The 23,179-nt window shown below is 60.4% G+C and carries 24 protein-coding genes; 16 read left to right on the forward strand and 8 right to left on the reverse strand.

Annotation, left to right across the window (positions count from 1 at the left end; translation table 11 throughout):
* Positions 1-5: 5 nt before the first annotated feature.
* Positions 6-530 (reverse strand): KdsC family phosphatase, encoded by a 525-nt coding sequence (locus K5R88_RS25535; protein WP_008037377.1) that lies wholly within the window; start codon positions 528-530, stop codon positions 6-8.
* Entirely contained in the window at positions 530-1,504 is a 975-nt protein-coding gene (locus K5R88_RS25540) for a KpsF/GutQ family sugar-phosphate isomerase (protein WP_008026924.1), read from the reverse strand. The genes K5R88_RS25535 and K5R88_RS25540 overlap by 1 nt, the downstream gene beginning before the upstream one ends.
* A 276-nt stretch (positions 1,505-1,780) precedes the next feature.
* On the opposite strand from K5R88_RS25540, the gene K5R88_RS25545 reads away from it, so the two are divergent.
* The 10 genes from K5R88_RS25545 (at position 1,781) to hisC (ending at position 9,733) form a co-directional block, all read left to right on the forward strand.
* Positions 1,781-2,590 (forward strand): ATP-binding cassette domain-containing protein, encoded by an 810-nt coding sequence (locus tag K5R88_RS25545; protein WP_008026926.1) that lies wholly within the window; start codon positions 1,781-1,783, stop codon positions 2,588-2,590.
* Positions 2,590-3,387, forward strand: a complete 798-nt coding sequence (mlaE, locus tag K5R88_RS25550) for a lipid asymmetry maintenance ABC transporter permease subunit MlaE (protein WP_008026928.1) — start codon at positions 2,590-2,592, stop codon at positions 3,385-3,387. Before K5R88_RS25545 ends, mlaE begins: the two co-directional genes overlap by 1 nt.
* Positions 3,387-3,854 carry an outer membrane lipid asymmetry maintenance protein MlaD gene (gene mlaD, locus K5R88_RS25555; RefSeq protein WP_008026930.1) on the forward strand — a complete coding sequence of 156 codons (468 nt, stop codon included), beginning with the start codon at positions 3,387-3,389 and terminating at the stop codon, positions 3,852-3,854. Before mlaE ends, mlaD begins: the two co-directional genes overlap by 1 nt.
* An 11-nt stretch (positions 3,855-3,865) precedes the next feature.
* The gene (locus tag K5R88_RS25560; protein ID WP_192417373.1) at positions 3,866-4,522 is read left to right on the forward strand and encodes an MlaC/ttg2D family ABC transporter substrate-binding protein; all 657 of its coding nucleotides are present in this window, start codon (positions 3,866-3,868) and stop codon (positions 4,520-4,522) included.
* On the forward strand, positions 4,519-4,824 hold the full coding sequence (locus K5R88_RS25565) for an STAS domain-containing protein (protein WP_192227733.1): 306 nt from the start codon (positions 4,519-4,521) through the stop codon (positions 4,822-4,824). The genes K5R88_RS25560 and K5R88_RS25565 overlap by 4 nt, the downstream gene beginning before the upstream one ends.
* Before the next feature lie 113 nt (positions 4,825-4,937).
* Positions 4,938-5,177, forward strand: coding sequence for a BolA family protein (locus tag K5R88_RS25570; protein WP_150710210.1), 240 nt, complete (start codon positions 4,938-4,940; stop codon positions 5,175-5,177).
* Positions 5,178-5,199: 22 nt separating this feature from the next.
* Positions 5,200-6,465, forward strand: coding sequence for a UDP-N-acetylglucosamine 1-carboxyvinyltransferase (murA, locus tag K5R88_RS25575; protein ID WP_223450704.1), 1,266 nt, complete (start codon positions 5,200-5,202; stop codon positions 6,463-6,465).
* Positions 6,466-6,592: 127 nt separating this feature from the next.
* Entirely contained in the window at positions 6,593-7,228 is a 636-nt protein-coding gene (gene hisG, locus K5R88_RS25580) for an ATP phosphoribosyltransferase (RefSeq protein ID WP_008026940.1), read from the forward strand.
* 125 nt (positions 7,229-7,353) lie between these two features.
* Positions 7,354-8,679, forward strand: coding sequence for a histidinol dehydrogenase (hisD, locus tag K5R88_RS25585; RefSeq protein ID WP_008026941.1), 1,326 nt, complete (start codon positions 7,354-7,356; stop codon positions 8,677-8,679).
* A 1-nt stretch (position 8,680) separates the two neighbouring features.
* Positions 8,681-9,733, forward strand: coding sequence for a histidinol-phosphate transaminase (gene hisC / locus K5R88_RS25590; protein WP_207285272.1), 1,053 nt, complete (start codon positions 8,681-8,683; stop codon positions 9,731-9,733).
* A gap of 128 nt (positions 9,734-9,861) precedes the next feature.
* On the opposite strand, the gene algW is transcribed toward hisC, so the two are convergent.
* Positions 9,862-11,022, reverse strand: a complete 1,161-nt coding sequence (gene algW / locus K5R88_RS25595) for a Do family serine endopeptidase AlgW (RefSeq protein WP_008026944.1) — start codon at positions 11,020-11,022, stop codon at positions 9,862-9,864.
* A 102-nt stretch (positions 11,023-11,124) separates the two neighbouring features.
* On the opposite strand from algW, the gene K5R88_RS25600 reads away from it, so the two are divergent.
* The 3 genes from K5R88_RS25600 to cysN all read left to right on the forward strand — a co-directional run bounded on the left by K5R88_RS25600 (position 11,125) and on the right by cysN (position 14,958).
* Positions 11,125-11,883 carry a Nif3-like dinuclear metal center hexameric protein gene (locus tag K5R88_RS25600; protein WP_226298600.1) on the forward strand — a complete coding sequence of 253 codons (759 nt, stop codon included), beginning with the start codon at positions 11,125-11,127 and terminating at the stop codon, positions 11,881-11,883.
* A 249-nt stretch (positions 11,884-12,132) separates the two neighbouring features.
* The gene (gene cysD / locus K5R88_RS25605; protein WP_008026947.1) at positions 12,133-13,050 is read left to right on the forward strand and encodes a sulfate adenylyltransferase subunit CysD; all 918 of its coding nucleotides are present in this window, start codon (positions 12,133-12,135) and stop codon (positions 13,048-13,050) included.
* Positions 13,051-13,059: 9 nt separating this feature from the next.
* Positions 13,060-14,958 (forward strand): sulfate adenylyltransferase subunit CysN, encoded by a 1,899-nt coding sequence (gene cysN, locus K5R88_RS25610; RefSeq protein WP_223415026.1) that lies wholly within the window; start codon positions 13,060-13,062, stop codon positions 14,956-14,958.
* Between the two features lie 168 nt (positions 14,959-15,126).
* Here cysN and K5R88_RS25615 read toward each other — a convergent pair whose 3' ends face one another.
* The 3 genes from K5R88_RS25615 to K5R88_RS25625 are packed head-to-tail and all read right to left on the reverse strand — an operon-like array spanning position 15,127 to position 18,531.
* A complete protein-coding gene (locus K5R88_RS25615) occupies positions 15,127-16,032 on the reverse strand; it encodes an acyltransferase (RefSeq protein WP_207285271.1) in 906 nt (301 codons plus the stop codon).
* Positions 16,033-18,132 (reverse strand): phosphate acetyltransferase, encoded by a 2,100-nt coding sequence (pta, locus tag K5R88_RS25620; protein ID WP_008026952.1) that lies wholly within the window; start codon positions 18,130-18,132, stop codon positions 16,033-16,035. It lies immediately after the preceding gene.
* 60 nt (positions 18,133-18,192) lie between these two features.
* Positions 18,193-18,531, reverse strand: a complete 339-nt coding sequence (locus tag K5R88_RS25625; protein ID WP_081500182.1) for a DUF3565 domain-containing protein — start codon at positions 18,529-18,531, stop codon at positions 18,193-18,195.
* Between K5R88_RS25625 and K5R88_RS25630 the strand changes: the two genes are divergently transcribed.
* The 3 genes from K5R88_RS25630 to K5R88_RS25640 all read left to right on the forward strand — a co-directional run bounded on the left by K5R88_RS25630 (position 18,500) and on the right by K5R88_RS25640 (position 20,918).
* Entirely contained in the window at positions 18,500-18,985 is a 486-nt protein-coding gene (locus K5R88_RS25630) for an FKBP-type peptidyl-prolyl cis-trans isomerase (RefSeq protein WP_008026954.1), read from the forward strand. The two genes, K5R88_RS25625 and K5R88_RS25630, sit on opposite strands and share 32 nt — an antisense overlap.
* Positions 18,986-19,107: 122 nt before the next feature.
* Entirely contained in the window at positions 19,108-19,590 is a 483-nt protein-coding gene (locus K5R88_RS25635; RefSeq protein WP_008037360.1) for a glutathione peroxidase, read from the forward strand.
* Positions 19,591-19,814: 224 nt separating this feature from the next.
* Positions 19,815-20,918 (forward strand): NADH:flavin oxidoreductase, encoded by a 1,104-nt coding sequence (locus K5R88_RS25640; RefSeq protein WP_207285270.1) that lies wholly within the window; start codon positions 19,815-19,817, stop codon positions 20,916-20,918.
* 129 nt (positions 20,919-21,047) lie between these two features.
* Here the strand turns inward: K5R88_RS25640 and K5R88_RS25645 are convergent, their stop codons facing one another.
* Both K5R88_RS25645 and cysZ read right to left on the reverse strand, forming a co-directional pair.
* The gene (locus tag K5R88_RS25645) at positions 21,048-22,247 is read right to left on the reverse strand and encodes a glycosyltransferase family 4 protein (protein ID WP_223450708.1); all 1,200 of its coding nucleotides are present in this window, start codon (positions 22,245-22,247) and stop codon (positions 21,048-21,050) included.
* 40 nt (positions 22,248-22,287) lie between these two features.
* Entirely contained in the window at positions 22,288-23,040 is a 753-nt protein-coding gene (gene cysZ / locus K5R88_RS25650) for a sulfate transporter CysZ (protein WP_226298601.1), read from the reverse strand.
* Between the last annotated feature and the right edge of the window lie 139 nt (positions 23,041-23,179).

A 23,179-nucleotide genomic window follows, 5' to 3' on the forward strand; every position in this document is an offset into this window, starting at 1 on the left:
TTGGCTCACAGGTACGCGGCGTTGGCCGCATCGAGGCGGCCCTGGGCGCGCAGGATCAATTCGCAGAATTCGCGAGCGGCACCCTCGCCACCACGGGCCTGGGTGATGCCGTGGGCGTGTTCACGCACGAAGCTGGCGGCATTGGCCACCGCCATGCCCAGGCCGACGCGGCGGATCACCGGCAGGTCTGGCAGGTCGTCGCCGAGGTAGGCGACTTGTTCATAGCTTAGATTGAGCTGTGCGAGAAGCTCGTCAAGCACCACCAGTTTATCTTCACGGCCCTGATAAAGGTGGGGAATACCGAGGTTCTTCGCCCGTCGCTCGACCACCGGGGTCTTGCGGCCGCTGATGATAGCCGTCTGCACGCCCGCTGCCATCAACATCTTGATGCCCTGGCCGTCGAGCGTATTGAATGTCTTGAATTCGCTGCCGTCTTCAAGGAAGTACAGGCGTCCGTCAGTCAGGACGCCGTCAACGTCGAATACCGCCAGTTTGATCTGTTTGCCGCGTTGCAGCAGGTCCGTGCTCATTACATTACTCCCGCGCGCAGCAAATCGTGCATGTTCAAGGCGCCGACCGGGCGGTCTTCGCTATCGACCACGACCAGCGCGTTGATTTTATGGTCTTCCATGATTTTCAGGGCCTCGGCCGCGAGCATCTCGGCGCGGGCGGTCTTGCCGTGAGCGGTCATGACCTGGTCGATCGTCGCGCTGTGGATGTCGATGCTGCGATCCAGGGTGCGGCGCAAATCGCCGTCGGTGAAGATCCCGGCGAGTTTGCCGTCGGCTTCCAGGATCACGGTCATGCCCAGACCCTTGCGGGTCATTTCCATCAGCGCGTCCTTGAGCAAGGTGCCGCGCTGGACTTGCGGCAGCTCCTGCCCGGCGTGCATGACGTTTTCCACTTTCAACAGCAGGCGTCGGCCCAGCGCGCCACCCGGGTGGGAAAAGGCGAAGTCTTCAGCAGTAAAGCCGCGGGCTTCCAGCAGCGCAACGGCCAGGGCGTCGCCCATGACCAGCGCTGCGGTGGTCGACGATGTCGGCGCCAGGTTCAGCGGGCAGGCTTCGTGCTCGACGTGTACGTTGAGGTTGACCTCGGCGGCCTTGGCCAGCGGTGAGTCGGGGTTGCCGGTCACGCTGATCAGTTTGATGCCCAGGCGCTTGATCAGCGGCAGCAGGGTCACGATTTCGTTGGTGGAGCCGGAGTTCGACAGGGCCAGGATGATGTCGTCGCGGGTGATCATGCCCATGTCGCCGTGACTGGCTTCGGCCGGGTGCACGAAAAACGCCGTGGTGCCGGTGCTGGCCAGGGTGGCCGCGATCTTGTTGCCGATGTGCCCTGATTTGCCCATGCCGACCACGACTACGCGGCCTTTGCTGGCCAGAATCATCTCGCAAGCGCGTACGAAATCTGCGTCGATGTGGGGCAGCAAGCCTTCTACGGCTTCCAGTTCGAGGCGGATGGTGCGTTGTGCTGATTGAATCAGGTCGCTGGATTGGCTCATGTCAGAAATCGTATAGCCTGATGAAAAGGCGGCGATTATAGCGGTAATGATCGAAACCCTCACGCAAGTTCGTCGCGCTTTGTCATTCCCTGTTACCGAAACCCTCCGAGTGAAAGCTTTTTGCCTGTCATGTTGCTGAACATGGCCCGGCTTGGCGCTTGGGCGCTTGGCCTTTGCAGTGATATAGTTCGCCGCCAGTTCGGCCTGCCCGGGAGGTATGTGCTTTCGTCAGAAAGTCAGGCGTCCGAGTGAGAGGCTGCATCGCAAGGAGTTTAGATGAGTGCCGATAACGCCTACGCGGTCGAGCTGAAGGGACTGACCTTCAAGCGCGGTTCGCGCAGCATTTTCAATAACGTCGATATCCGTATTCCACGCGGCAAGGTCACCGGCATCATGGGGCCTTCCGGGTGTGGCAAGACCACATTGCTGCGTTTGATGGGCGCACAGCTGCGTCCCACCAAGGGCGAAGTCTGGGTCAACGGTCAAAACCTGCCGAAGCTGTCGCGCAGCGATTTGTTCGACGCGCGCAAGCACATGGGTGTGCTGTTCCAGAGCGGCGCACTGTTTACCGATCTCGATGTGTTCGAGAACGTCGCCTTTCCGCTTCGCGTTCATACCGAGCTTCCGGAAGAAATGATCCGGGACATCGTCCTGCTCAAGTTACAGGCCGTGGGCCTGCGTGGTGCCATCGACCTGATGCCCGAGGAGCTGTCCGGCGGCATGAAGCGTCGTGTGGCGCTGGCCCGGGCAATTGCTCTCGATCCGCAGATTCTCATGTATGACGAACCCTTCGTCGGTCAGGACCCGATCGCCATGGGCGTCCTGGTGCGCCTGATCCGCCTGCTCAACGACGCGCTGGGCATCACCAGCATCGTGGTCTCCCACGATCTGGCCGAGACAGCGAGCATCGCCGACTACATCTATGTGGTCGGCGAAGGCCAGGTGTTGGGGCAGGGCACGCCCGAGGAGCTGATGAACTCGCAGGAGCCGCGAATTCGCCAATTCATGACCGGCGAACCCGACGGCCCGGTGGCGTACCACTTTCCAGCGACGGATTACCGCGCAGATCTTCTGGGGAAGCGTTGATGCGCAAGATTTCACTATTGGAGCGCGTGCGCCGGTTCGGCCACTCCGGCATCGATGTGCTGGCGGTGTTCGGTCGTTCGACGATCTTCCTGTTTCATGCCTTGCTCGGCCGTGGCGGTATCGGCGGCGGGTTCGGGCTGCTGATCAAGCAATTGCATTCGGTGGGCGTGATGTCCCTGGTGATCATCGTGGTCTCCGGGGTGTTCATCGGCATGGTGCTGGCGCTGCAGGGGTTCAACATCCTGTCCAGCTATGGTTCGGAGCAGGCGGTCGGGCAGATGGTTGCGCTGACGTTGCTGCGTGAACTGGGCCCCGTGGTCACGGCGTTGTTGTTCGCCGGGCGCGCCGGTTCGGCCCTGACGGCTGAAATCGGCAACATGAAGTCCACCGAGCAGTTGTCCAGTCTGGAAATGATTGGTGTCGACCCGCTCAAGTACATCATTGCCCCGCGCCTGTGGGCCGGCTTCATTTCCCTGCCGGTGCTGGCGATGATTTTCAGCGTGGTGGGTATCTGGGGCGGTTCGTGGGTGGCCGTCGACTGGCTGGGTGTCTATGAAGGTTCCTACTGGTCGAACATGCAAAACAGCGTGACCTTTGCCGACGATGTGCTGAACGGCATCATCAAAAGCATTGTCTTCGCTTTTGTCGTGACCTGGATCGCCGTATTCCAAGGCTATGACTGCGAGCCCACATCCGAGGGGATCAGTCGTGCCACTACCAAGACCGTTGTGTACGCCTCGTTGGCGGTACTCGGCCTGGACTTTATTCTGACCGCCTTGATGTTTGGAGATTTCTGATGCAAAACCGCACCCTGGAAATCGGTGTCGGCCTTTTCTTGCTGGCTGGCATCCTGGCTTTGCTGTTGCTGGCGTTGCGGGTGAGTGGCCTGTCCCCGAGCGCAACCAACGATACATATAAACTTTATGCGTATTTCGACAATATCGCCGGTTTGACGGTCAGAGCTAAAGTGACCATGGCCGGTGTGACCATCGGCAAGGTCACGGCGATCGATCTGGACCGCGACAGTTTCACCGGTCGAGTGACGATGCAGCTGGAAAAGCGCGTAGATAACCTGCCGAATGACTCCACTGCATCTATCCTGACTGCTGGCCTGTTGGGCGAGAAGTACATCGGTATCAGCGTGGGCGGCGAAGAAGCCCTGCTCAAGGATGGTGGAACCATCCATGACACCCAGTCGTCGCTGGTGCTCGAGGACCTGATCGGTAAATTCCTGCTCAATACCGTTAGCAAAGACGCCAAATGAGGAGCTTTTGAATGATCTCTACCTTGCGACGTGGCCTGTTGGTATTACTCGCGGCCCTGCCGTTGATGGCTAACGCCGTGGCGGCGCCTTCCGCGCACGAACTGGTACAAGACACCACGACCCGGTTGCTGGCGGATCTGTCGGCCAACAAAGAGAAGTACAAGCAGGACCCGCAGGACTTTTACACGGCGCTGAACACCATCGTCGGGCCTGTGGTGGATGCCGAGGGCATCTCCAAGAGCATCATGACGGTCAAATATTCGCGCAAGGCCACGCCGGCGCAAATGAAGACCTTTGAAGAAAACTTCAAGAAAGGCCTGTTCCAGTTCTATGGCAACGCCTTGCTCGAGTACAACAACCAGGGCATCGTCGTCGACCCTGCCAAGGATGAGTCGGGAGACCGCACCAGCGTTGGCATGACGGTCAAAGGCAGCAACGGCGCGATCTATCCTGTGTCTTACACGCTCGAGAAGATCAACGGCGAGTGGAAGCTGCGTAACGTGATCATCAACGGCATCAATATCGGCAAGCTGTTCCGCGACCAATTCGCCGATGCGATGCAGCGCAATGGCAACGACCTGGACAAGACCATCAATGGTTGGGCCGGTGAAGTCGCCAAGGCCAAGGAAGCCAGCCAGAAGCAATCCACCGAGCAGCAGACCCAATGAGTGTATCGGCCATTCGCATGAACGAATCCGGTGAGCTGATGCTCAGCGGCATGCTGGACTACCTCACTGGCCCGGGCCTGCGCAAGCAGGGCCAGGCGCTGATCAAGGCCAGCAAGGCCCCCGCACTGGTGGTGGACTGTTCGGCGGTGTTGAAATCCAGCAGCGTCGGCTTGTCGTTGCTGCTGTGTTTCATGCGGGATGCGCACGAGGCCGGCAAGACGCTGAGCATCCGCGCGATGCCCGAAGACATGCGCGAAATCGCTCAGGTCAGCGAAATGACCGAGCTGTTGGCGCATCCCTAACCGCATCGACAGAGAAGCCCCCCGTCAGAGTCCTGCTTCGCGGGGTTCGCAGGCGCGGGGCTTTTTTGTATGATGTCCGACCCGCGCGCACAGGGCGCCGATTGAGGTTGAGCATGCAGGCCGTAGAAGTGAAGAGCTTCCTTGAAGGAAAGCTGCCAAACACGCAGGTGGAAGTTGAAGGCGAAGGCTGCAACTTTCAGCTGAATGTGATTAGCGATGAACTGGCGGCGTTGAGCCCGGTGAAGCGTCAGCAGCAGGTCTATGCCCATTTGAACCCATGGATCACCGATGGCAGCATCCATGCGGTCACTATGAAATTTTTCAGCAGCGCGGCCTGGGCCGAGCGCACCTGAGCCCAAGGGCGTCGAGATTCTTATGGATAAATTGATTATTACCGGTGGCGCTCGTCTTGATGGCGAGATCCGCATTTCCGGGGCAAAGAACTCTGCCCTGCCGATCCTGGCTGCAACTTTGCTGTGCGATGGCCCGGTTACCGTTGCCAACCTGCCGCACCTGCACGACATCACCACCATGATCGAGCTGTTCGGTCGCATGGGCATCGAGCCGGTGATCGACGAGAAACTCAGCGTCGAAATCGACCCGCGCACCATCAAGACCCTGATCGCTCCGTACGAACTGGTTAAAACCATGCGTGCGTCGATCCTGGTACTGGGCCCGATGGTTGCCCGTTTCGGTGAAGCCGAAGTCGCACTGCCTGGCGGTTGCGCCATCGGTTCGCGTCCGGTGGACCTGCACATCCGTGGTCTTGAAGCCATGGGCGCGGTCATCGACGTCGAAGGCGGCTACATCAAGGCCAAGGCGCCTGAAGGCGGCCTGCGTGGCGCGCACTTCTTCTTCGACACCGTCAGTGTGACCGGTACCGAAAACATCATGATGGCCGCTGCCCTGGCCAAGGGCCGCAGCGTGCTGGCCAACGCCGCGCGCGAGCCTGAAGTGGTCGACCTGGCGAACTTCCTGATCGCCATGGGCGCCAAGATCTCTGGCGCCGGCACCGACACCATCACCATCGATGGCGTCGAGCGTCTGCACACCACCACTTACAAAGTGATGCCGGACCGTATCGAAACCGGTACCTACCTGGTTGCCGCCGCCGTGACCGGTGGTCGTGTGAAGGTCAAGGACACCGATCCGACCATCCTCGAAGCCGTCCTGGAAAAACTCCGTGAGTCGGGTGCCGAAATCACCTGCGGCGAAGACTGGATCGAGCTGAACATGCACGGCAAGCGGCCAAAAGCCGTCAACGTGCGCACCGCTCCATACCCGGCGTTCCCGACCGACATGCAGGCGCAGTTCATCTCGCTCAACGCCATTGCCGAAGGCACCGGTGCCGTGATCGAGACGATCTTCGAAAACCGCTTCATGCACGTTTACGAACTGCACCGCATGGGCGCCAAGATCCAGGTCGAAGGCAACACCGCCATTGTCACCGGTACCGAGAAGCTGAAAGGCGCGCCAGTCATGGCCACCGACCTGCGTGCTTCGGCCAGCCTGGTGATCTCGGCGCTGATCGCTGAAGGCGACACCCTGATCGACCGCATCTACCACATCGACCGTGGTTACGAGTGCATCGAAGAGAAACTGCAGATGCTCGGCGCCAAGATCCGCCGCGTACCGGGCTAGTTTTTTGCTGCATGGGCATAAGGATGTGCCCGTTGAATTCGTTTCAAGTCGAGGGTACTTCACCCACGATGTGTGTCCGGCGCCGTTTGTGACCGGGCACGTACCTTGATAAGGACTGACGTTTCCCATGTTGACCATCGCACTGTCCAAGGGCCGCATCCTTGACGACACCCTGCCGCTTCTGGCTGAAGCGGGCATCGTGCCGACCGAGAATCCGGACAAGAGCCGCAAGCTGATCATCCCCACGACCCAGGAAGATGTACGCCTGCTGATCGTGCGCGCCACCGATGTGCCGACCTATGTCGAGCATGGTGCCGCTGACCTGGGCGTCGCCGGTAAAGATGTGTTGATGGAATACGGCGGCCAGGGCCTCTACGAGCCACTGGACTTGCGCATTGCCCTCTGCAAGCTGATGACCGCTGGCCGTGTCGGCGACGTCGAGCCCAAGGGCCGTTTGCGGGTGGCGACCAAGTTCGTCAACGTTGCCAAGCGTTACTACGCCGAACAGGGTCGTCAGGTCGACATCATCAAGCTGTACGGCTCGATGGAGCTGGCGCCGCTGATCGGTCTGGCGGACAAGATCATCGACGTGGTCGACACCGGCAACACCCTGCGCGCCAATGGCCTGGAACCCCAGGATTTCATTGCCGACATCAGTTCCCGGCTGATCGTCAACAAAGCTTCGATGAAAATGCAGCACGCCCGTATCCAGGCGTTGATCGACACCCTGCGCAAGGCAGTGGAGTCTCGACACCGCGGCTGATTCACCTGCGCGACCTTGAGTCGCGCCCGTCTATCCGCCTCATAGCCAGAATCTCAGGTGCCCAAGCGGAAACGACTGCTAAGTTAGGGCGCCTGAGTTTTTGCCATTCCTATGAGGCTCTCGCTATGACCGCACCGACTGCAATTCGCCGACTCAACGCTGCTGACCCGGATTTCGCACATCATCTGGATCATCTGCTGAGCTGGGAAAGTGTGTCTGACGACTCGGTCAATCAGCGGGTGCTGGACATCATCAAGGCCGTGCGCGAGCGTGGCGATGCGGCGCTGGTGGAATTCACCCAGAAGTTCGACGGCCTGGAAGTCGCCTCGATGGCCGACCTGATCCTGCCGCGCGAGCGCCTGGAACTGGCGCTGACCCGCATCACCGTGCCGCAGCGTGAAGCGCTGGAAAAAGCCGCGGCCCGCGTGCGCAGCTACCACGAAAAGCAGAAACAGGATTCCTGGAGCTACACCGAGGCCGATGGCACCGTGCTGGGCCAGAAGGTCACGCCGCTGGATCGCGCCGGTCTTTATGTCCCGGGCGGCAAAGCGTCGTACCCGTCGTCCGTACTGATGAATGCGATCCCGGCCAAAGTGGCGGGCGTGACCGAAGTGGTCATGGTGGTGCCGACCCCACGTGGTGAAATCAACGAGCTGGTATTGGCCGCAGCGTGCATCGCGGGTGTCGACCGTGTCTTCACCATTGGCGGCGCGCAAGCCGTTGCCGCGTTGGCTTATGGCACCGAAAGCGTGCCGAAGGTCGACAAGGTGGTCGGCCCGGGCAATATCTATGTCGCCACCGCCAAGCGTCACGTGTTCGGCCAGGTCGGCATTGACATGATCGCCGGCCCGTCGGAAATCCTCGTTGTGTGCGACGGCCAGACCGATCCGGACTGGATCGCCATGGACTTGTTCTCCCAGGCCGAGCACGACGAAGACGCCCAGGCGATTCTGGTCAGCCCGGACGCCGGGTTCCTCGACAAGGTCGCCGCCAGCATCGCCAAACTGCTGCCGACCATGGAACGCGCCGAGATCATCGAAACCTCGATCAATGGCCGTGGGGCGCTGATCCAGGTTCGCGATATGGAACAAGCCATCGAAGTGGCTAACCGCATCGCACCGGAGCACCTGGAGTTGTCGGTCGCCGATCCACAAGCGTGGTTGCCGCAGATCCGTCACGCCGGCGCAATCTTCATGGGCCGTCACACCTCCGAAGCCTTGGGCGACTACTGCGCCGGCCCGAACCACGTGCTGCCGACTTCCGGCACCGCACGGTTCTCCTCGCCGCTGGGCGTGTACGACTTCCAGAAACGCTCGTCGATCATCTTCTGCTCCGAGCAGGGTGCGTCGGAACTGGGCAAGACCGCTTCCGTGCTGGCCCGTGGCGAGTCGCTGACCGCCCACGCCCGCAGCGCCGAATACCGCATCATCGACGACAAGCAGGGGAACTGAGATGAGTAAATTCTGGAGCCCGTTCGTCAAGAACCTGGTGCCTTACGTGCCGGGCGAGCAGCCGAAACTGGCGAAACTGGTGAAGCTCAACACCAACGAAAACCCGTACGGCCCATCGCCAAAAGCCCTGGCGGCGATGCAGACCGAGCTCAATGACAACCTGCGTTTGTACCCGGACCCGAACAGCGACCTGTTGAAGAACGCTGTCGCCCATTACTACGGCGTGCAAAGCAATCAGGTGTTCCTCGGCAACGGTTCCGATGAAGTCCTGGCGCACATCTTTCACGGTTTGCTGCAACACGATCAGCCGGTGCTGTTCCCGGACATCAGCTACAGCTTCTACCCGGTCTACTGCGGGTTGTACGGCATCACGTTCGACGCGGTACCGTTGGACGAACAGTTCCAGATCAACCCGGCGGATTACGCCAAACCGAACGGCGGGATCATCTTCCCGAACCCGAACGCCCCGACCGGTTGCCTGTTGGCGCTGGACGCGGTTGAGCAAATCCTCAAGGCCAGCCCGGATTCGGTGGTCGTGGTGGATGAGGCTTACATCGACTTCGGTGGCGAGACGGCGATCAGTCTGGTGGACCGTTATCCGAATTTGCTGGTGACTCAGACCTTGTCCAAATCCCGTTCCCTGGCCGGCCTGCGGGTCGGTCTGGCGGTGGGGCATCCGGACCTGATCGAGGCGCTGGAGCGGATCAAGAACAGCTTCAACTCTTATCCGCTGGATCGCCTGGCGAACGTCGGCGCAGCCGCCGCGTTCGAAGACCGCGAGTACTTCGACAAGACCTGCGGGTTGGTGATCGAGAATCGCGAGAAGGTCGTTGCGCAACTGCAAGCCAAGGGCTTTGAAGTGCTGCCGTCAGCGGCGAACTTCATCTTCGCCCGGCATCCGCAGCACGATGCGGCGGGGCTGGCAGCGAAGTTGCGCGAGCAAGGCGTGATCGTCCGGCACTTCAAGCAGGAACGCATTGCGCAGTTCCTGCGGATTTCGATTGGCACGCCTGAACAGAATCAGGCACTGATCGACGGCCTCGGCGACCTCTAAAACATCCACCAATCCTGTGGGAGCGAGACCGGCTTGCCGGCGATAGCGGTTTAACAGTCAACGATGATGTTGAAAGTTATGGCCTCATCGCGAGCAGGCTCGCTCCCACAGTGGTTTTGTGTTGCGGTTTACTGTTCTTCTTTCTCTTTGACCGGCGCCGGTGGCGGGCGCAAGCCGATTTCAGCGGTGAGCTTCAGTTCCTTGCCGTTGCGCATCACTTGAACCGTGACTTTGTCAGTCGGTTTGATCCGTGCGACCTGGTTCATCGAACGGCGACCATCACCGGCCGGTTCGCCGTCGATGGTGAGAATCACGTCACCCAATTGCAGGCCGGCCTTCTGCGCCGGACCGTCACGGAAAATCCCCGCGACCACAATGCCCGGACGTCCCGACAGACCATACGACTCCGCCAGTTCCTGGCTCAACGGCTGCACTTCGATACCGAGCCAGCCGCGAATCACCTGGCCGTGTTCGATGATCGACTTCATCACTTCCATCGCCAGTTTGACCGGAATCGCGAAACCGATGCCTTGCGAACCGCCGGACTTGGAGAAGATCGCCGTGTTGATCCCGGTCAGGTTGCCATTGGCATCCACCAGCGCACCGCCGGAGTTGCCGGGGTTGATCGCGGCGTCGGTCTGGATGAAATCTTCGTAGTTGTTCAGGCCCAGCTGGTTGCGGCCGGTGGCGCTGATGATGCCCATGGTCACGGTCTGGCCGACGCCGAACGGGTTGCCGATGGCCAGTGCGACGTCGCCGATGCGGATGTTGTCGGAGCGGCCGACGGTGATCGACGGCAGGTTTTTCAGATCGATCTTCAGGACCGCGAGGTCGGTTTCCGGGTCGCTGCCGATGACGCGGGCCAGGGTTTCACGCCCGTCCTTCAGCGCGACGACAATCTGGTCGGCGCCGCTGGTCACGTGGTTGTTGGTCAGCAGGTAGCCTTCCGGGCTCATGATCACGCCGGAGCCGAGGCTCGATTCCATGCGTTTCTGCTTGGGCGCGTTGTCGCCGAAGAAGCGGCGGAACTGCGGGTCTTCGAACAGCGGATGGTTCGGCTTGTTGATGACTTTGGTGGTGTACAGGTTCACCACCGACGGCGCAGCGGTGGTGACGGCGTCGGCATAGGACACCGGCCCCTGTTGCATGGTGGTGGTTTGCGGGGCTTGTTGCAGGTTGACGTCGAGGCTTGGAAGCCCGACCCACTGCGGGTAACGCTGGATGATCAATAGAGCGATAAGCACGCCGGCCAACAGCGGCCAGCCGGAAAAACGCAGCGCCTTGAGCATTAAGCACGTCCTGAGAGGTTGCAGGCGGTTAGAGACCGCCCATAATGTCGCGCATTATACGAGGCCGCGCGCGCCTCTGAACGGGATATTTAGGAGTCTTTTATGGCCGTCGCCCTGAGCACCCTGGTCGAAGAAGCCGACCGTTATCTGAACAGTGCAAAGATTGCCGATTATTGCCCCAACGGGTTACAGGTCGAAGGCCGGCCGCAGGTGATGCGCATCGTCAGTGGCGTCACGGCCAGTCAGGCGTTGCTGGATGCCGCCGTCGAAGCGCAGGCCGATCTGGTGCTGGTGCATCACGGTTACTTCTGGAAGGGCGAGAACCCGTGCATCACCGGCATGAAGCAGCGTCGGCTGAAAACCCTGCTCAAGCACGACATCAGCCTGCTGTCCTATCACTTGCCGCTGGACCTGCACCCGGAAGTCGGTAACAACGTGCAGCTCGCCCGTCAGTTGGACATCACCGTCGAAGGGCCGCTGGACCCGGATAACCTGAAGCTTGTCGGTCTGGTCGGCTCGTTGAACGAACCGGTGACGCCGCGTGATTTCGCTCGCCGCGTGCAGGAAGTCATGGGCCGCGAGCCGCTGCTGATTGAAGGCAGCGAGATGATTCGTCGGGTCGGCTGGTGCACTGGTGGCGGTCAGGGGTATATCGATCAGGCGGTCTTGGCGGGCGTCGATCTGTACCTCAGCGGCGAGGCGTCCGAGCAAACCTTCCACAGCGCCCGGGAAAACGACATCAGCTTCATCGCCGCCGGTCACCACGCCACCGAGCGTTATGGTGTGCAGGCGCTGGGGGATTATCTGGCGCGACGGTTTGCGCTGGAGCACATCTTCATCGATTGCCCGAATCCGATTTGATTTCAACACGTCTTCGTAGGAGCGAGGCTTGCCCGCGAAGAACGATGACGTGGTGCGTCAGGTCTACCGCGTTATCGTTCTTCGCGGGCAAGCCTCGCTCCTACAGGGCGCGGTAGGCCCAAACGAGGGGGTATATTCATATACCCTTTCGATCTAGCTCGCGGCCTGATTAGAAGAGGTCGCTGTGCTAGGATTCCCCGCTCGAACACGGCCCGCTGGCCGTCCATAAGATCGTTTTCGTGAGTAGCCATGGTCGACAAACTGACGCATCTGAAACAGCTGGAGGCCGAAAGCATCCACATCATCCGCGAGGTCGCCGCCGAGTTCGATAACCCGGTGATGCTGTACTCCGTCGGTAAAGATTCCGCCGTGATGCTGCACCTTGCGCGCAAGGCATTCTTCCCGGGCAAATTGCCGTTCCCGGTGATGCACGTCGACACCCGGTGGAAGTTCAAGGAAATGTACGAATTCCGCGACCGCATGGTCGAAGAACTCGGCCTGGACCTGCTGGTGCACGTGAACCCCGATGGCGTGGCCCAGGGCATCAACCCGCTGACCCACGGTAGCGCCAAGCATACCGACATCATGAAAACCGAGGGCCTGAAACAGGCGCTCGACAAGTACGGTTTCGACGCCGCTTTCGGTGGCGCTCGCCGCGACGAAGAGAAGTCCCGCGCCAAAGAACGCGTGTATTCCTTTCGCGACACCAAGCACCGCTGGGACCCGAAAAACCAGCGTCCAGAGCTGTGGAACGTCTACAACGGCAACGTCAACAAGGGCGAATCGATCCGCGTTTTCCCATTGTCGAACTGGACCGAACTGGACATCTGGCAGTACATCTACCTCGAAGGCATCCCGATTGTGCCGCTGTATTTCGCCGCCGAGCGCGACGTCATCGAGATGAATGGCACCTGGATCATGATCGACGACGAACGCCTGCTCAATCACCTGAGCGACGAAGACAAGGCGCGCATCGTCAAGAAGAAAGTCCGTTTCCGTACACTGGGTGACTACCCGCTGACCGGTGCGGTCGAGTCCGAGGCCACCAGCCTGACCGACATCATTCAGGAAATGCTCCTGACGCGAACTTCCGAACGCCAGGGCCGGGTCATCGATCACGATGGCGCAGGCTCGATGGAAGAAAAGAAACGTCAGGGTTATTTCTAAGGGGTTGTCATGTCGCACGCATCTGATTTGATCAGCGAGGACATCCTCGCCTACCTGGGCCAGCACGAACGCAAGGAAATGCTGCGCTTTCTGACCTGTGGCAACGTCGACGACGGCAAGAGCACCCTGATCGGGCGCCTGCTGCACGACTCCAAGATGATCTACGAAGATCACCTGGAAGCCATCACCCGCGACTCGAAAAAAGTCGGCACCACCGGCGAAGACATCGACCTGGCGTTGCTGGTCGACGGCCTGCAGGCCGAGCGTGAGCAGGGCATCACCATCGATGTCGCTTACCGCTACTTCTCCACCGCCAAGCGCAAATTCATCATCGCCGACACCCCTGGCCATGAGCAGTACACCCGCAACATGGCCACCGGTGCATCCACCTGTGACCTGGCGATTATCCTGGTCGACGCCCGCTACGGCGTGCAGACCCAGACCCGTCGCCACAGCTTCATCGCCTCGTTGCTGGGCATCAAGCACATCGTGGTCGCCATCAACAAGATGGACCTCAATGGCTTCGACGAAAGCGTGTTCGAGTCAATCAAGGCCGATTACCTGAAGTTCGCCGAAGGCATCGCGTTCAAGCCGACCACCATGGCCTTCGTGCCGATGTCGGCGCTGAAGGGCGACAACGTGGTGAACAAGTCCGAGCGCTCGCCGTGGTACACCGGCCAGTCGCTGATGGAAATTCTCGAAACCGTCGAAATTGCCAGCGACCGCAACTACACCGACCTGCGTTTCCCGGTGCAGTACGTCAACCGTCCGAACCTGAACTTCCGTGGTTTCGCCGGCACCCTGGCCAGCGGCATCGTGCACAAGGGCGATGAAGTCGTTGTGCTGCCGTCGGGCAAGAGCAGCCGCGTGAAATCCATCGTCACCTTCGAAGGTGAGCTGGAGCATGCCGGTCCGGGTCAAGCGGTGACGCTGACCATGGAAGACGAGATCGATATCTCTCGCGGCGACTTGCTGGTGCACGCCGACAACCTGCCGCAAGTGACTGACGCCTTCGACGCCATGCTGGTGTGGATGGCCGAAGAACCGATGCTGCCGGGCAAGAAATACGACATCAAGCGCGCCACGACGTACGTGCCGGGTTCGATCACCAGCATCGTCAACCGCGTTGACGTGAACACCCTGGAAGAAGGTCCTGCCAGCGCGTTGCAGTTGAACGAGATCGGTCGCGTCAAGATCAGCCTCGACGCCGCCATCGCGCTGGACGGTTACGCGAGCAACCGCACCACCGGTTCGTTCATCGTCATCGACCGTTTGACCAACGGCACCGTTGCCGCCGGCATGATCATCGCTCAGCCGTTGGCGCATGGCAGCAGCACGCACCACGGCAAACTGGCGCACGTTGCTACCGAAGAACGCGCTCAGCGTTTCGGCCAACAGCCGGCCACCGTGTTGTTCAGCGGTTTGTCGGGCGCGGGCAAAAGCACCCTGGCTTACGCCGTTGAACGCAAGTTGTTCGACCTGGGCCGTGCGGTGTTTGTGCTCGATGGCCAGAACCTGCGTCACGACCTGAACAAAGGTCTGCCACAGGATCGCGCCGGGCGTACCGAGAACTGGCGTCGTGCTGCGCACGTTGCGCGTCAGTTCAACGAAGCTGGTCTGCTGACCCTCGCTGCGTTTGTTGCGCCGAGTGCAGAAGGGCGTGAGCAGGCCAAGGACCTGATCGGCAAGGAGCGTCTGCTGACGGTCTACGTCCAGGCCTCGCCGACTGTTTGTGCCGAGCGTGATCCGCAAGGCTTGTACGCAGCGGCCGGGGATAACATTCCGGGCGATTCCTTCCCGTACGACGTGCCGCTGGACGCCGACCTCGTGGTCGACACCCAGTCGCTGTCGCTGGAAGAAAGCGTCAAGCAAGTGCTGGATCTGCTGCGCAAGCATGGCGCGATCTAAGCGTTAGCTGCTCATGAAAAACCCGCCGATGAGTGATCATCGGCGGGTTTTTTTGTGTCCCAACTCGGTCAACTGTGGGAGCTAGCCTGCTAGCGATTGCGGTGATTCAGGCAATAAATCTGCTGAATGTGAACCCGCTATCGCCAGCAGGCTGGCTCCCACAGTAGGTCAGTGTTTATCGGGGTATTCGCGATGCATCTGCTCAAGCAGCGCATCCTTGTCTAACCAAAGCTGATTGATCCACCCCTGAAACTGCAACCGATACTCGCCATCCTGGTCGTAGTTCTTGCCAATAAACTGCGGCGGAATCTTCAACTCCTGAAAGTGCACCACCACGTCCGCAACGTTCCCGCATAACAGATCCCAGTACCCCGGACGCCCGCCCGGATAGTGGATGGTCACGTTGACGATCGACTCCAGCTGCTCACCCATGGCGTCCAGCACAAACGCAATGCCACCGGCCTTGGGTTTGAGCAGGTACTTGAACGGGGATTTCTGCTGCGCATGCTTGCCTTCGGTGAAGCGCGTGCCTTCGACGAAATTGAAAATCCCCACCGGGTTATCACGAAACTTCGCACAGGTCTTGCGCGTGGTTTCCAGGTCTTTGCCTTTCTTCTCCGGGTGCTTTTCCAGGTAAGCCTTGGAATAGCGCTTCATGAACGGAAAGCCCAGCGTCCACCAGGCCAGGCCAATTACCGGCACCCAGATCAGCTCTTGCTTGAGAAAGAACTTCAGCGGCTGGATTCGACGGTTGAGCACATACTGCAACACCATGATGTCGACCCAGCTCTGGTGGTTGCTGGTGATCAGGTACGAGTGCTGATAGTCCAGCCCTTCAAGGCCGCTGAGGTGCCAGCGGGTGCGGCGGACCAGGTTCATCCAGGCCTTGTTGTTGCTGATCCAGGCTTCATGGGTATGGTTCATCAGCCAGCGCGTGAAACGCTGGGTGAGGGCGAACGGCAATACCTTGAAAATCGCTACGCAGAACAGAAACGAGCAGAGCAGAATCGTATTCAGTGCCAGCAACAACGATGCAATCACGCCGCGTGCGGCGGCAGGCAGGAAATCCAGCATTTAAACATCCAGAGGTCGGTTGGCAGCTTGAATCGCGGTCAACGCGATGGTGTACACAATGTCGTCGACTTGCGCGCCACGCGGCAGGTCGTTTACCGGTTTGCGCAGGCCTTGCAGCATCGGGCCGAGGCTGACGCAGTCGGCGCTGCGCTGCACGGCTTTGTGCGTGGTGTTGCCGGTATTCAGGTCGGGGAACACAAACACTGTGGCGCGACCGGCGACCTGACTGTTCGGCGCCAGTTGCCGGGCAACGGTTTCGTTGGCGGCGGCGTCGTACTGCAACGGACCGTCGATCAGCAGCGAATGTTGTTGTTCGTGGGCGAGCAACGTCGCCTCGCGGACCTTCTCGACCTCTTCGCCGCTGGCCGATTCACCGCTGGAATAGCTGATCATCGCCACGCGCGGCGTAATGCCGAACGCTGCTGCCGAGTCCGCACTTTGCAGGGCGATCTCGGCCAGTTCCGTGGCGCTCGGGTGCGGGTTCATCACGCAGTCGCCGTAGACCAGCACCTCTTCGGGAAACAGCATGAAGAACACCGACGACACCAGGGTGCAGCCCGGCGCGGTCTTGATCAACTGCAAGGCCGGGCGGATGGTGTTGGCGGTGGAGTGAATGACACCGGACACCAGGCCGTCGACTTCATCCAGCGCCAGCATCATGGTGCCGATCACCACGGTGTCTTCCAGTTGCTGCTCGGCCATCGGCGCGTTGAGGCTTTTGGTCTTGCGCAGCGCAACCATCGGCTCGACGTAGCGTTCGCGAATCAGGTCCGGATCGAGAATCTCCAGGCCTGGCGGCAGCTCGATATCGTGGGCACGCGCTACGGCTTCGACGTCCGCCGGTTTTGCCAGCAACACGCAACGGGCAATGCCGCGCGCCTGACAGATTGCCGCGGCTTGCACGGTCAGCGGCTCACTGCCTTCGGGCAGCACGATGCGTTTGTTGGCGGCCTGGGCGCGCTGGATCAATTGATAACGGAACACCGCAGGCGACAGGCGCATTTCCCGTGGCGTGCCGCAACGCTGGTGCAGCCAGTTGGCGTCGAGGTGGCTGGCGACGAAGTCGGTGATGATCTCCGCACGCTCGCGGTCGTCGATCGGGATTTCCTTGTTCAAACCGTTCAGCTGGTTCGCGGTGTCGTAGGAGCCGGTGCTCACCGACAACACCGGCAAACCGGCCTGCAAGGCGCCACGGCACAGGTCCATGATGCGCGGGTCGGGCAGGGTGTCGCTGGTCAGCAGCAGGCCGGCCAGCGGCACGCCGTTCATGGCGGCGAGGCTGACGGCGAGGATGATGTCGTCGCGATCGCCGGGCGTCACCACCAGCACGCCGGGCTTGAGCAGCTCCACGGTGTTGCGCATGGTGCGCGCACAAATGATGATTTTGGTCATGCGCCGGGTTTCGTAGTCGCCGGCATTGAGGATTTGCGCGCCCATCAGATCGGCCACGTCGCGGGTGCGCGGCGCGTTCAGTTCCGGCTGGTACGGGATGCAACCGAGCAAGCGGAAATCCCCGCTGCGCAGCAACGGCGAATGCTCCTTGAGGCGCGAGGCGAAGGCCTCCATGCTCTCGTCGGTCTTGACCTTGTTGAGGATCACGCCGAGGACTTTCGGGTCTTTTGGCCCGCCGAACAATTGCGCCTGCAACTCCACGCGACCGGAGAGCTCGGTCAGCACTTCGTTTTCCGGTGCCGAAACCAGAATCACGTCGGCATCCAGACTCTTGGCCAAATGCAGATTGACCCGCGCGGCGTAACTGGCGCTGCGGGTCGGGACCATCCCTTCGACGATCAGCACGTCCTTGCCGATGGCCGCTTGTTGATAGAGCGTGATGATTTCTTCGAGCAGCTCATCGAGCTGGCCGTCGCCGAGCATGCGCTCGACGTGCGCCAGGCCCAGCGGTTGCGGCGGTTTCAAACCGTGGGTTCGCGCCACCAGTTCGGTGGAGCGCTCCGGCCCGGTATCACCCGGATGCGGCTGGGCAATCGGTTTGAAAAAGCCGACTTTGAGGCCGGCCCGCTCGAGGGTGCGCACCAGCCCGAGGCTGATGGAGGTCAGACCCACACCAAAATCGGTGGGCGCGATAAAAAAAGTTTGCATGCGGATTCTCTAAGGGAGCATGACAAAGGTGATCATCTATAGCTGACGATCTACCGAAATTCAGTCGCCAAGGTTATCGCTAACCGAGCCTTGTGCGCACCAACCGCATTCAAAGGGCTGGCCTATTTTTTCAATACGTTGCGCCGGGTCCATGACCCAGGCGCGCGATTGCCACGGCGGCTGGTGGCGCAGGTGCTGCGTGTGGCCACAGGACAGCTCGGCCACCCAATGCCCGTCCTCGTCCTGATGAAAACCTGTGACCGTCGAGCCTGGCGCCGCATTCCGTCTGTCCGGGTTGTGTTCGCTTTCGGACGATTGCTTCGCTAAACTTGGCCTTTCTAAATTCTTATGCAAAAGGTCTCGCCCCATGCTGATCGCCGCCAATAAGGCTGTCTCCATCGACTATACCCTGACCAACGACGCTGGTGAGGTCATCGACAGCTCCGCCGGCGGCGCGCCGCTGGTCTACCTGCAAGGCGCAGGTAACATCATTCCGGGCCTGGAAAAGGCTCTGGAAGGCAAAGCAGTCGGCGACGAGCTGACCGTGGCCGTTGAACCTGAAGACGCTTACGGCGAATACGCTGCCGAACTGGTCAGCACCTTGAGCCGCAGCATGTTCGAAGGCGTCGACGAGCTGGAAGTGGGCATGCAGTTCCACGCTTCCGCACCGGACGGCCAAATGCAGATCGTGACCATTCGCGATCTGGACGGCGACGATGTCACCGTCGACGGCAACCACCCGTTGGCCGGTCAGCGCCTGAACTTCCAGGTCAAGATCATCGCCATCCGTGACGCCAGCCAGGAAGAAATCGCTCATGGTCACGTCCATGGCGAAGGTGGCCATCACCACTGATTTTCTGCGCTAAGCTCAGAGAACTGGAGAGGCGCCCGAGGGCGCCTTTTTAGTCCGCGGCTGTCCTTGGTGGCCTCACCAAGAGGCTGTTTCGAGAAGAACACGGGAATCTGGAGTACGTCATGAGTGCTTTTCACGACCTTAATTTGACAGGCCTGGATGGTCAGGAGCTACCTCTGGCGCCCTTCAAGGGGCATGTCGTGCTGGTGGTCAACGTCGCCTCCAAATGTGGCTTGACCCCACAATACGCGGCGCTGGAAAACCTTTACCAGCAATACAAAGGTAAAGGCTTCAGCGTGCTGGGCTTGCCGTGCAACCAGTTTGCCGGACAGGAACCGGGTACCGAGAAAGAGATCCAGGAGTTCTGCAGCCTCAACTATGGCGTGACCTTTCCGTTGTCCAGCAAGCTGGAAGTCAACGGGCATGAGCGTCATCAGTTGTACCGCCTGCTGGCGGGCGAGGGTGCTGAATTCCCGGGTGATATCACCTGGAATTTCGAAAAATTCCTGCTCGGCAAGGACGGTCGTGTACTGGCACGGTTCTCACCGCGTACGGCGCCGGATGATCCCACTGTCATTCAGGCAATCGAAAAGGCCCTGAGCTGAAATCCCCCCCCTGTAGGAGCGAGGCTTGCCCGCGAAGGCGTCAGGTCAGTCAGTAATGATGTCGACTGACCGACCGCCTTCGCGGGCAAGTCGGAGCGCCGCCCGCTCGCTCCTACGATGCTTTCCACCTTTTACTCCTTAATCACCAAAATCAATAGTGCTATTCAAGGCGTTCCCAACTCCATATTATCCTCGTCATAAAGTCATTCTCCGTGGAGCGTCCCATGCCTGTCAAAGCCCTGTTCAAACCGTTCCACCTCGGCACCCTCGAACTGCCGACCCGTGTCGTCATGGCGCCGATGACCCGCTCGTTTTCGCCGGGTGGCGTACCCAATTCCAAAGTGATCGAGTACTACCGTCGTCGCGCCGCTGCAGGCGTGGGCTTGATCATCACCGAAGGCACCACCGTCGGCCACAAAGCCTCCAACGGCTACCCGAACGTGCCGCATTTCTACGGCGAAGCCGCGCTGGCCGGCTGGAAGAAAGTCGTCGATGCGGTGCATGCCGAAGGCGGCAAGATCGTTCCGCAGCTTTGGCATGTCGGCAGCGTGCGTCGCATCGGCACCGAGCCTGACGCCAGCGTGCCGGGTTACGGTCCGTCGGAAAAACTGAAGGATGGTCAGGTCGTGGTTCACGGCATGACTAAACAGGATATCCAGGACGTGATCGCCGCGTTCGCTCAAGCTGCCAAAGACGCGCAAAGCATCGGCATGGACGGCGTGGAAATCCACGGCGCCCATGGCTACCTGGTGGACCAGTTCTTCTGGGAAGGCACCAATCAGCGCACCGATGAATACGGTGGCGACCTGGCGAACCGTTCGCGTTTCGCCATCGAACTGATTCAGGCGGTGCGTGCGGCAGTCGGTGAAGGCTTCCCGATCATCTTCCGTTTCTCTCAGTGGAAGCAGCAGGATTACACCGCGCGTCTGGTGCAAACACCGGAAGCGCTGGGCGAGTTCCTCAAGCCGTTGTCCGACGCTGGCGTGGACATTTTCCACTGCTCGACGCGCCGTTTCTGGGAGCCGGAGTTCGACGGTTCCGAGCTGAACCTGGCAGGCTGGACGCGCAAACTGACCGGCAAGCCGACCATCACCGTGGGCAGCGTCGGCCTGGATGGCGAGTTCCTGCAATTCATGGTCAACACCGACAAGATCGCGCAGCCGGCCAGTCTGGAAAAACTGCTGGAGCGTTTGAACAACGACGAGTTCGATCTGGTGGCAGTGGGGCGTGCGCTGCTGGTGGACCCGGACTGGGCGCAGAAAGTGCGTGACGGTCGTGAGGGAGACATCCTGCCGTTCAGCCGTGAGGCGTTGATGACGCTGGTTTAAGCGGCGACTGGAAAGGCCTCTTCGCGGGCAAGTCGGGTCGCCGCACCGCTCGCTCCTACAGGGTATGTGCCGGAACGCAAGTCCCTGTAGGAGCGAGCGGTGCGGCGACCCGACTTGCCCGCGAAGCTTTTAAGGTAACAAAGCCACATCAGGCAAAACCTGTTCCTGCGAACAAGCCCCCCGCAACTGCCCCTCGAACTGCTCGATAATCGCTGCCCAACCCTGCCGACTCGCATGCTGGCGCGCATTGAGCCTTACGCATCGCAAGGTTTCGCGCTTCTCCAGCAGCCACACCGCGGCATCGCTGAACGCTTCCTCATCCCCCGGCATCGCCAGCACGCCGTTGTAGCCATGGCGAATATGCTGCGCCGCCGCAGCCTGATCGTAGGCCACCACGCCCAACCCTGACGCGAGTGCCTCAAGCACCACATTGCCGAAGGTTTCGGTCATGCTCGGAAACAAAAACACATCCCCTGACGCATAGTGGCTGGCCAGGGTCTCGCCGCGCTGAGTGCCACAGAAAATCGCTTCGGGCAGTTCCTGTTCCAGAGCCACTCGTTGCGGACCGTCACCGACGATGATCAGCTTTAGGATTCGCTGTGGATAAGTCGCTTTCAGCGTGTCGAAACAGCGCTTGAGCAAACCAAGGTTCTTCTCCGGTGCCAGGCGTCCTACGTGGATGACTGCGATGTCCTTCTCGCCAAGGCCCCATTGCTCACGCAACGATTGCAGCCGTTTGGTCGGGTGGAACAACTGACTGTCGACCCCACGGGACAGCAATGCCAGCCGCTCGAAATGCCGGCGCTCCAACTCCAGTCGCTGGCTGACACTCGGCACCAGCGTCAGGGTCGAGCGATTGTGAAACCAGCGCAGGTAGTGGGTCAGCAGGCGCGTGAGCAATCCGAGCCCGTACTGATTGGAGTACTGCTGGAAGTTGGTGTGAAAACCGCTGACCACCGAAATCCCCAAGCGCCGTGCTGCACGCAACGCGGACAGGCCCAGCGGTCCTTCCGTGGCGATGTACAGCACGTCCGGGCGCTGGCGCTTCCAGCGTCGTAGCAGCTTGTGCATCGACGACTGACCCCATTGCAAGCCCGGATACCCCGGCAGCGGCCAGCCCCGGCACAGCAGTAATTCATCGTCGCTGCCCAGCTGCTGATCGCAACCCTGGCGTGGCCGCACCAGTTCCACCTGATGCCCGCGCGCGCGCAAACCGTCGCACAAGCGGCCAAGGGTATTGGCCACGCCGTTGATTTCGGGAGGGAAGGTTTCGGTGATCAGGGTGATATGCAGAGCTGTCGTCATGACCTCAGTGTCGGCTGAGGCCATGTCGTCGTTGTGGCGTTTTGATGATGGATTTGTGACCGGCTTAGCGTTGCGTCACCAGATTCTCCGCACCGCGCTCTCGCACCCAGAACAATGTCGCCCCGGCTACTGCCGCCGGCATCATCAGAATATTGACCACCGGAATCAGCAGCACCAGGTAAACACTCCCGCCGAAACTCATGCTCTGCCAGCGCTTCTCACGCAACCACGCGAGCATCTCGTTCCAGCCCAACTTGTGGTTGTCCGCCGGGTAGTCGATGTACTGGATCGCCATCATCCATACGCCGAACAGTAGCCACAGCGGTGCGGCGATGATGTTCACCACCGGGATGAACGAGAGGATGAAAAGCCCGATCGCCCGCGGCAGGAAGTAGCCGAGTTTGCGCATCTCCCGGGAGAGCGTGCGCGGGATCATGGCGATCAGTTCACCCCAGCTGAAAGCCGGGAAGTCGTCGGTGCCGCGCACCACCACTTCGACTTTCTCCGCGAGAAAACCGTTGAACGGCGCAGCGATGACGTTGGCGAGCATGGTGAAGGTGAAGAACACCATCAACACCACCAGCACCACGAAAATCGGCCAGAGGATGTAGCTGAGAAAACTCAGCCAGTCGGGCAGGGACGGCATCAGCGTATCGACCCACAGACTGAATTGATGGCCGGCCAGATAGATCAATCCGACGAACAGCACCAGATTGATTGCCAGCGGCAGCAACACGAATAAACGCAGGCTGGGGCTGAGGACCAGCTTGAGGCCTTCGCGCAGGTATTGCGGGCCGGACAGAACAGGGGCGGGCATATCGAGCTCCGAGCAGAAGGGAAACGCGCCGACCTTACCGGCTTTGCCTTACGGGCGAAAGCGCGGTCGCAGCATCGACATCAACAGTAACAAAGGCGTCTATATATTGGCCGTGACGGGATAGAGACCGCCTATGAGC

Source organism: Pseudomonas sp. MM213 (assembly GCF_020423045.1).
Lineage (GTDB): Bacteria > Pseudomonadota > Gammaproteobacteria > Pseudomonadales > Pseudomonadaceae > Aquipseudomonas > Aquipseudomonas migulae.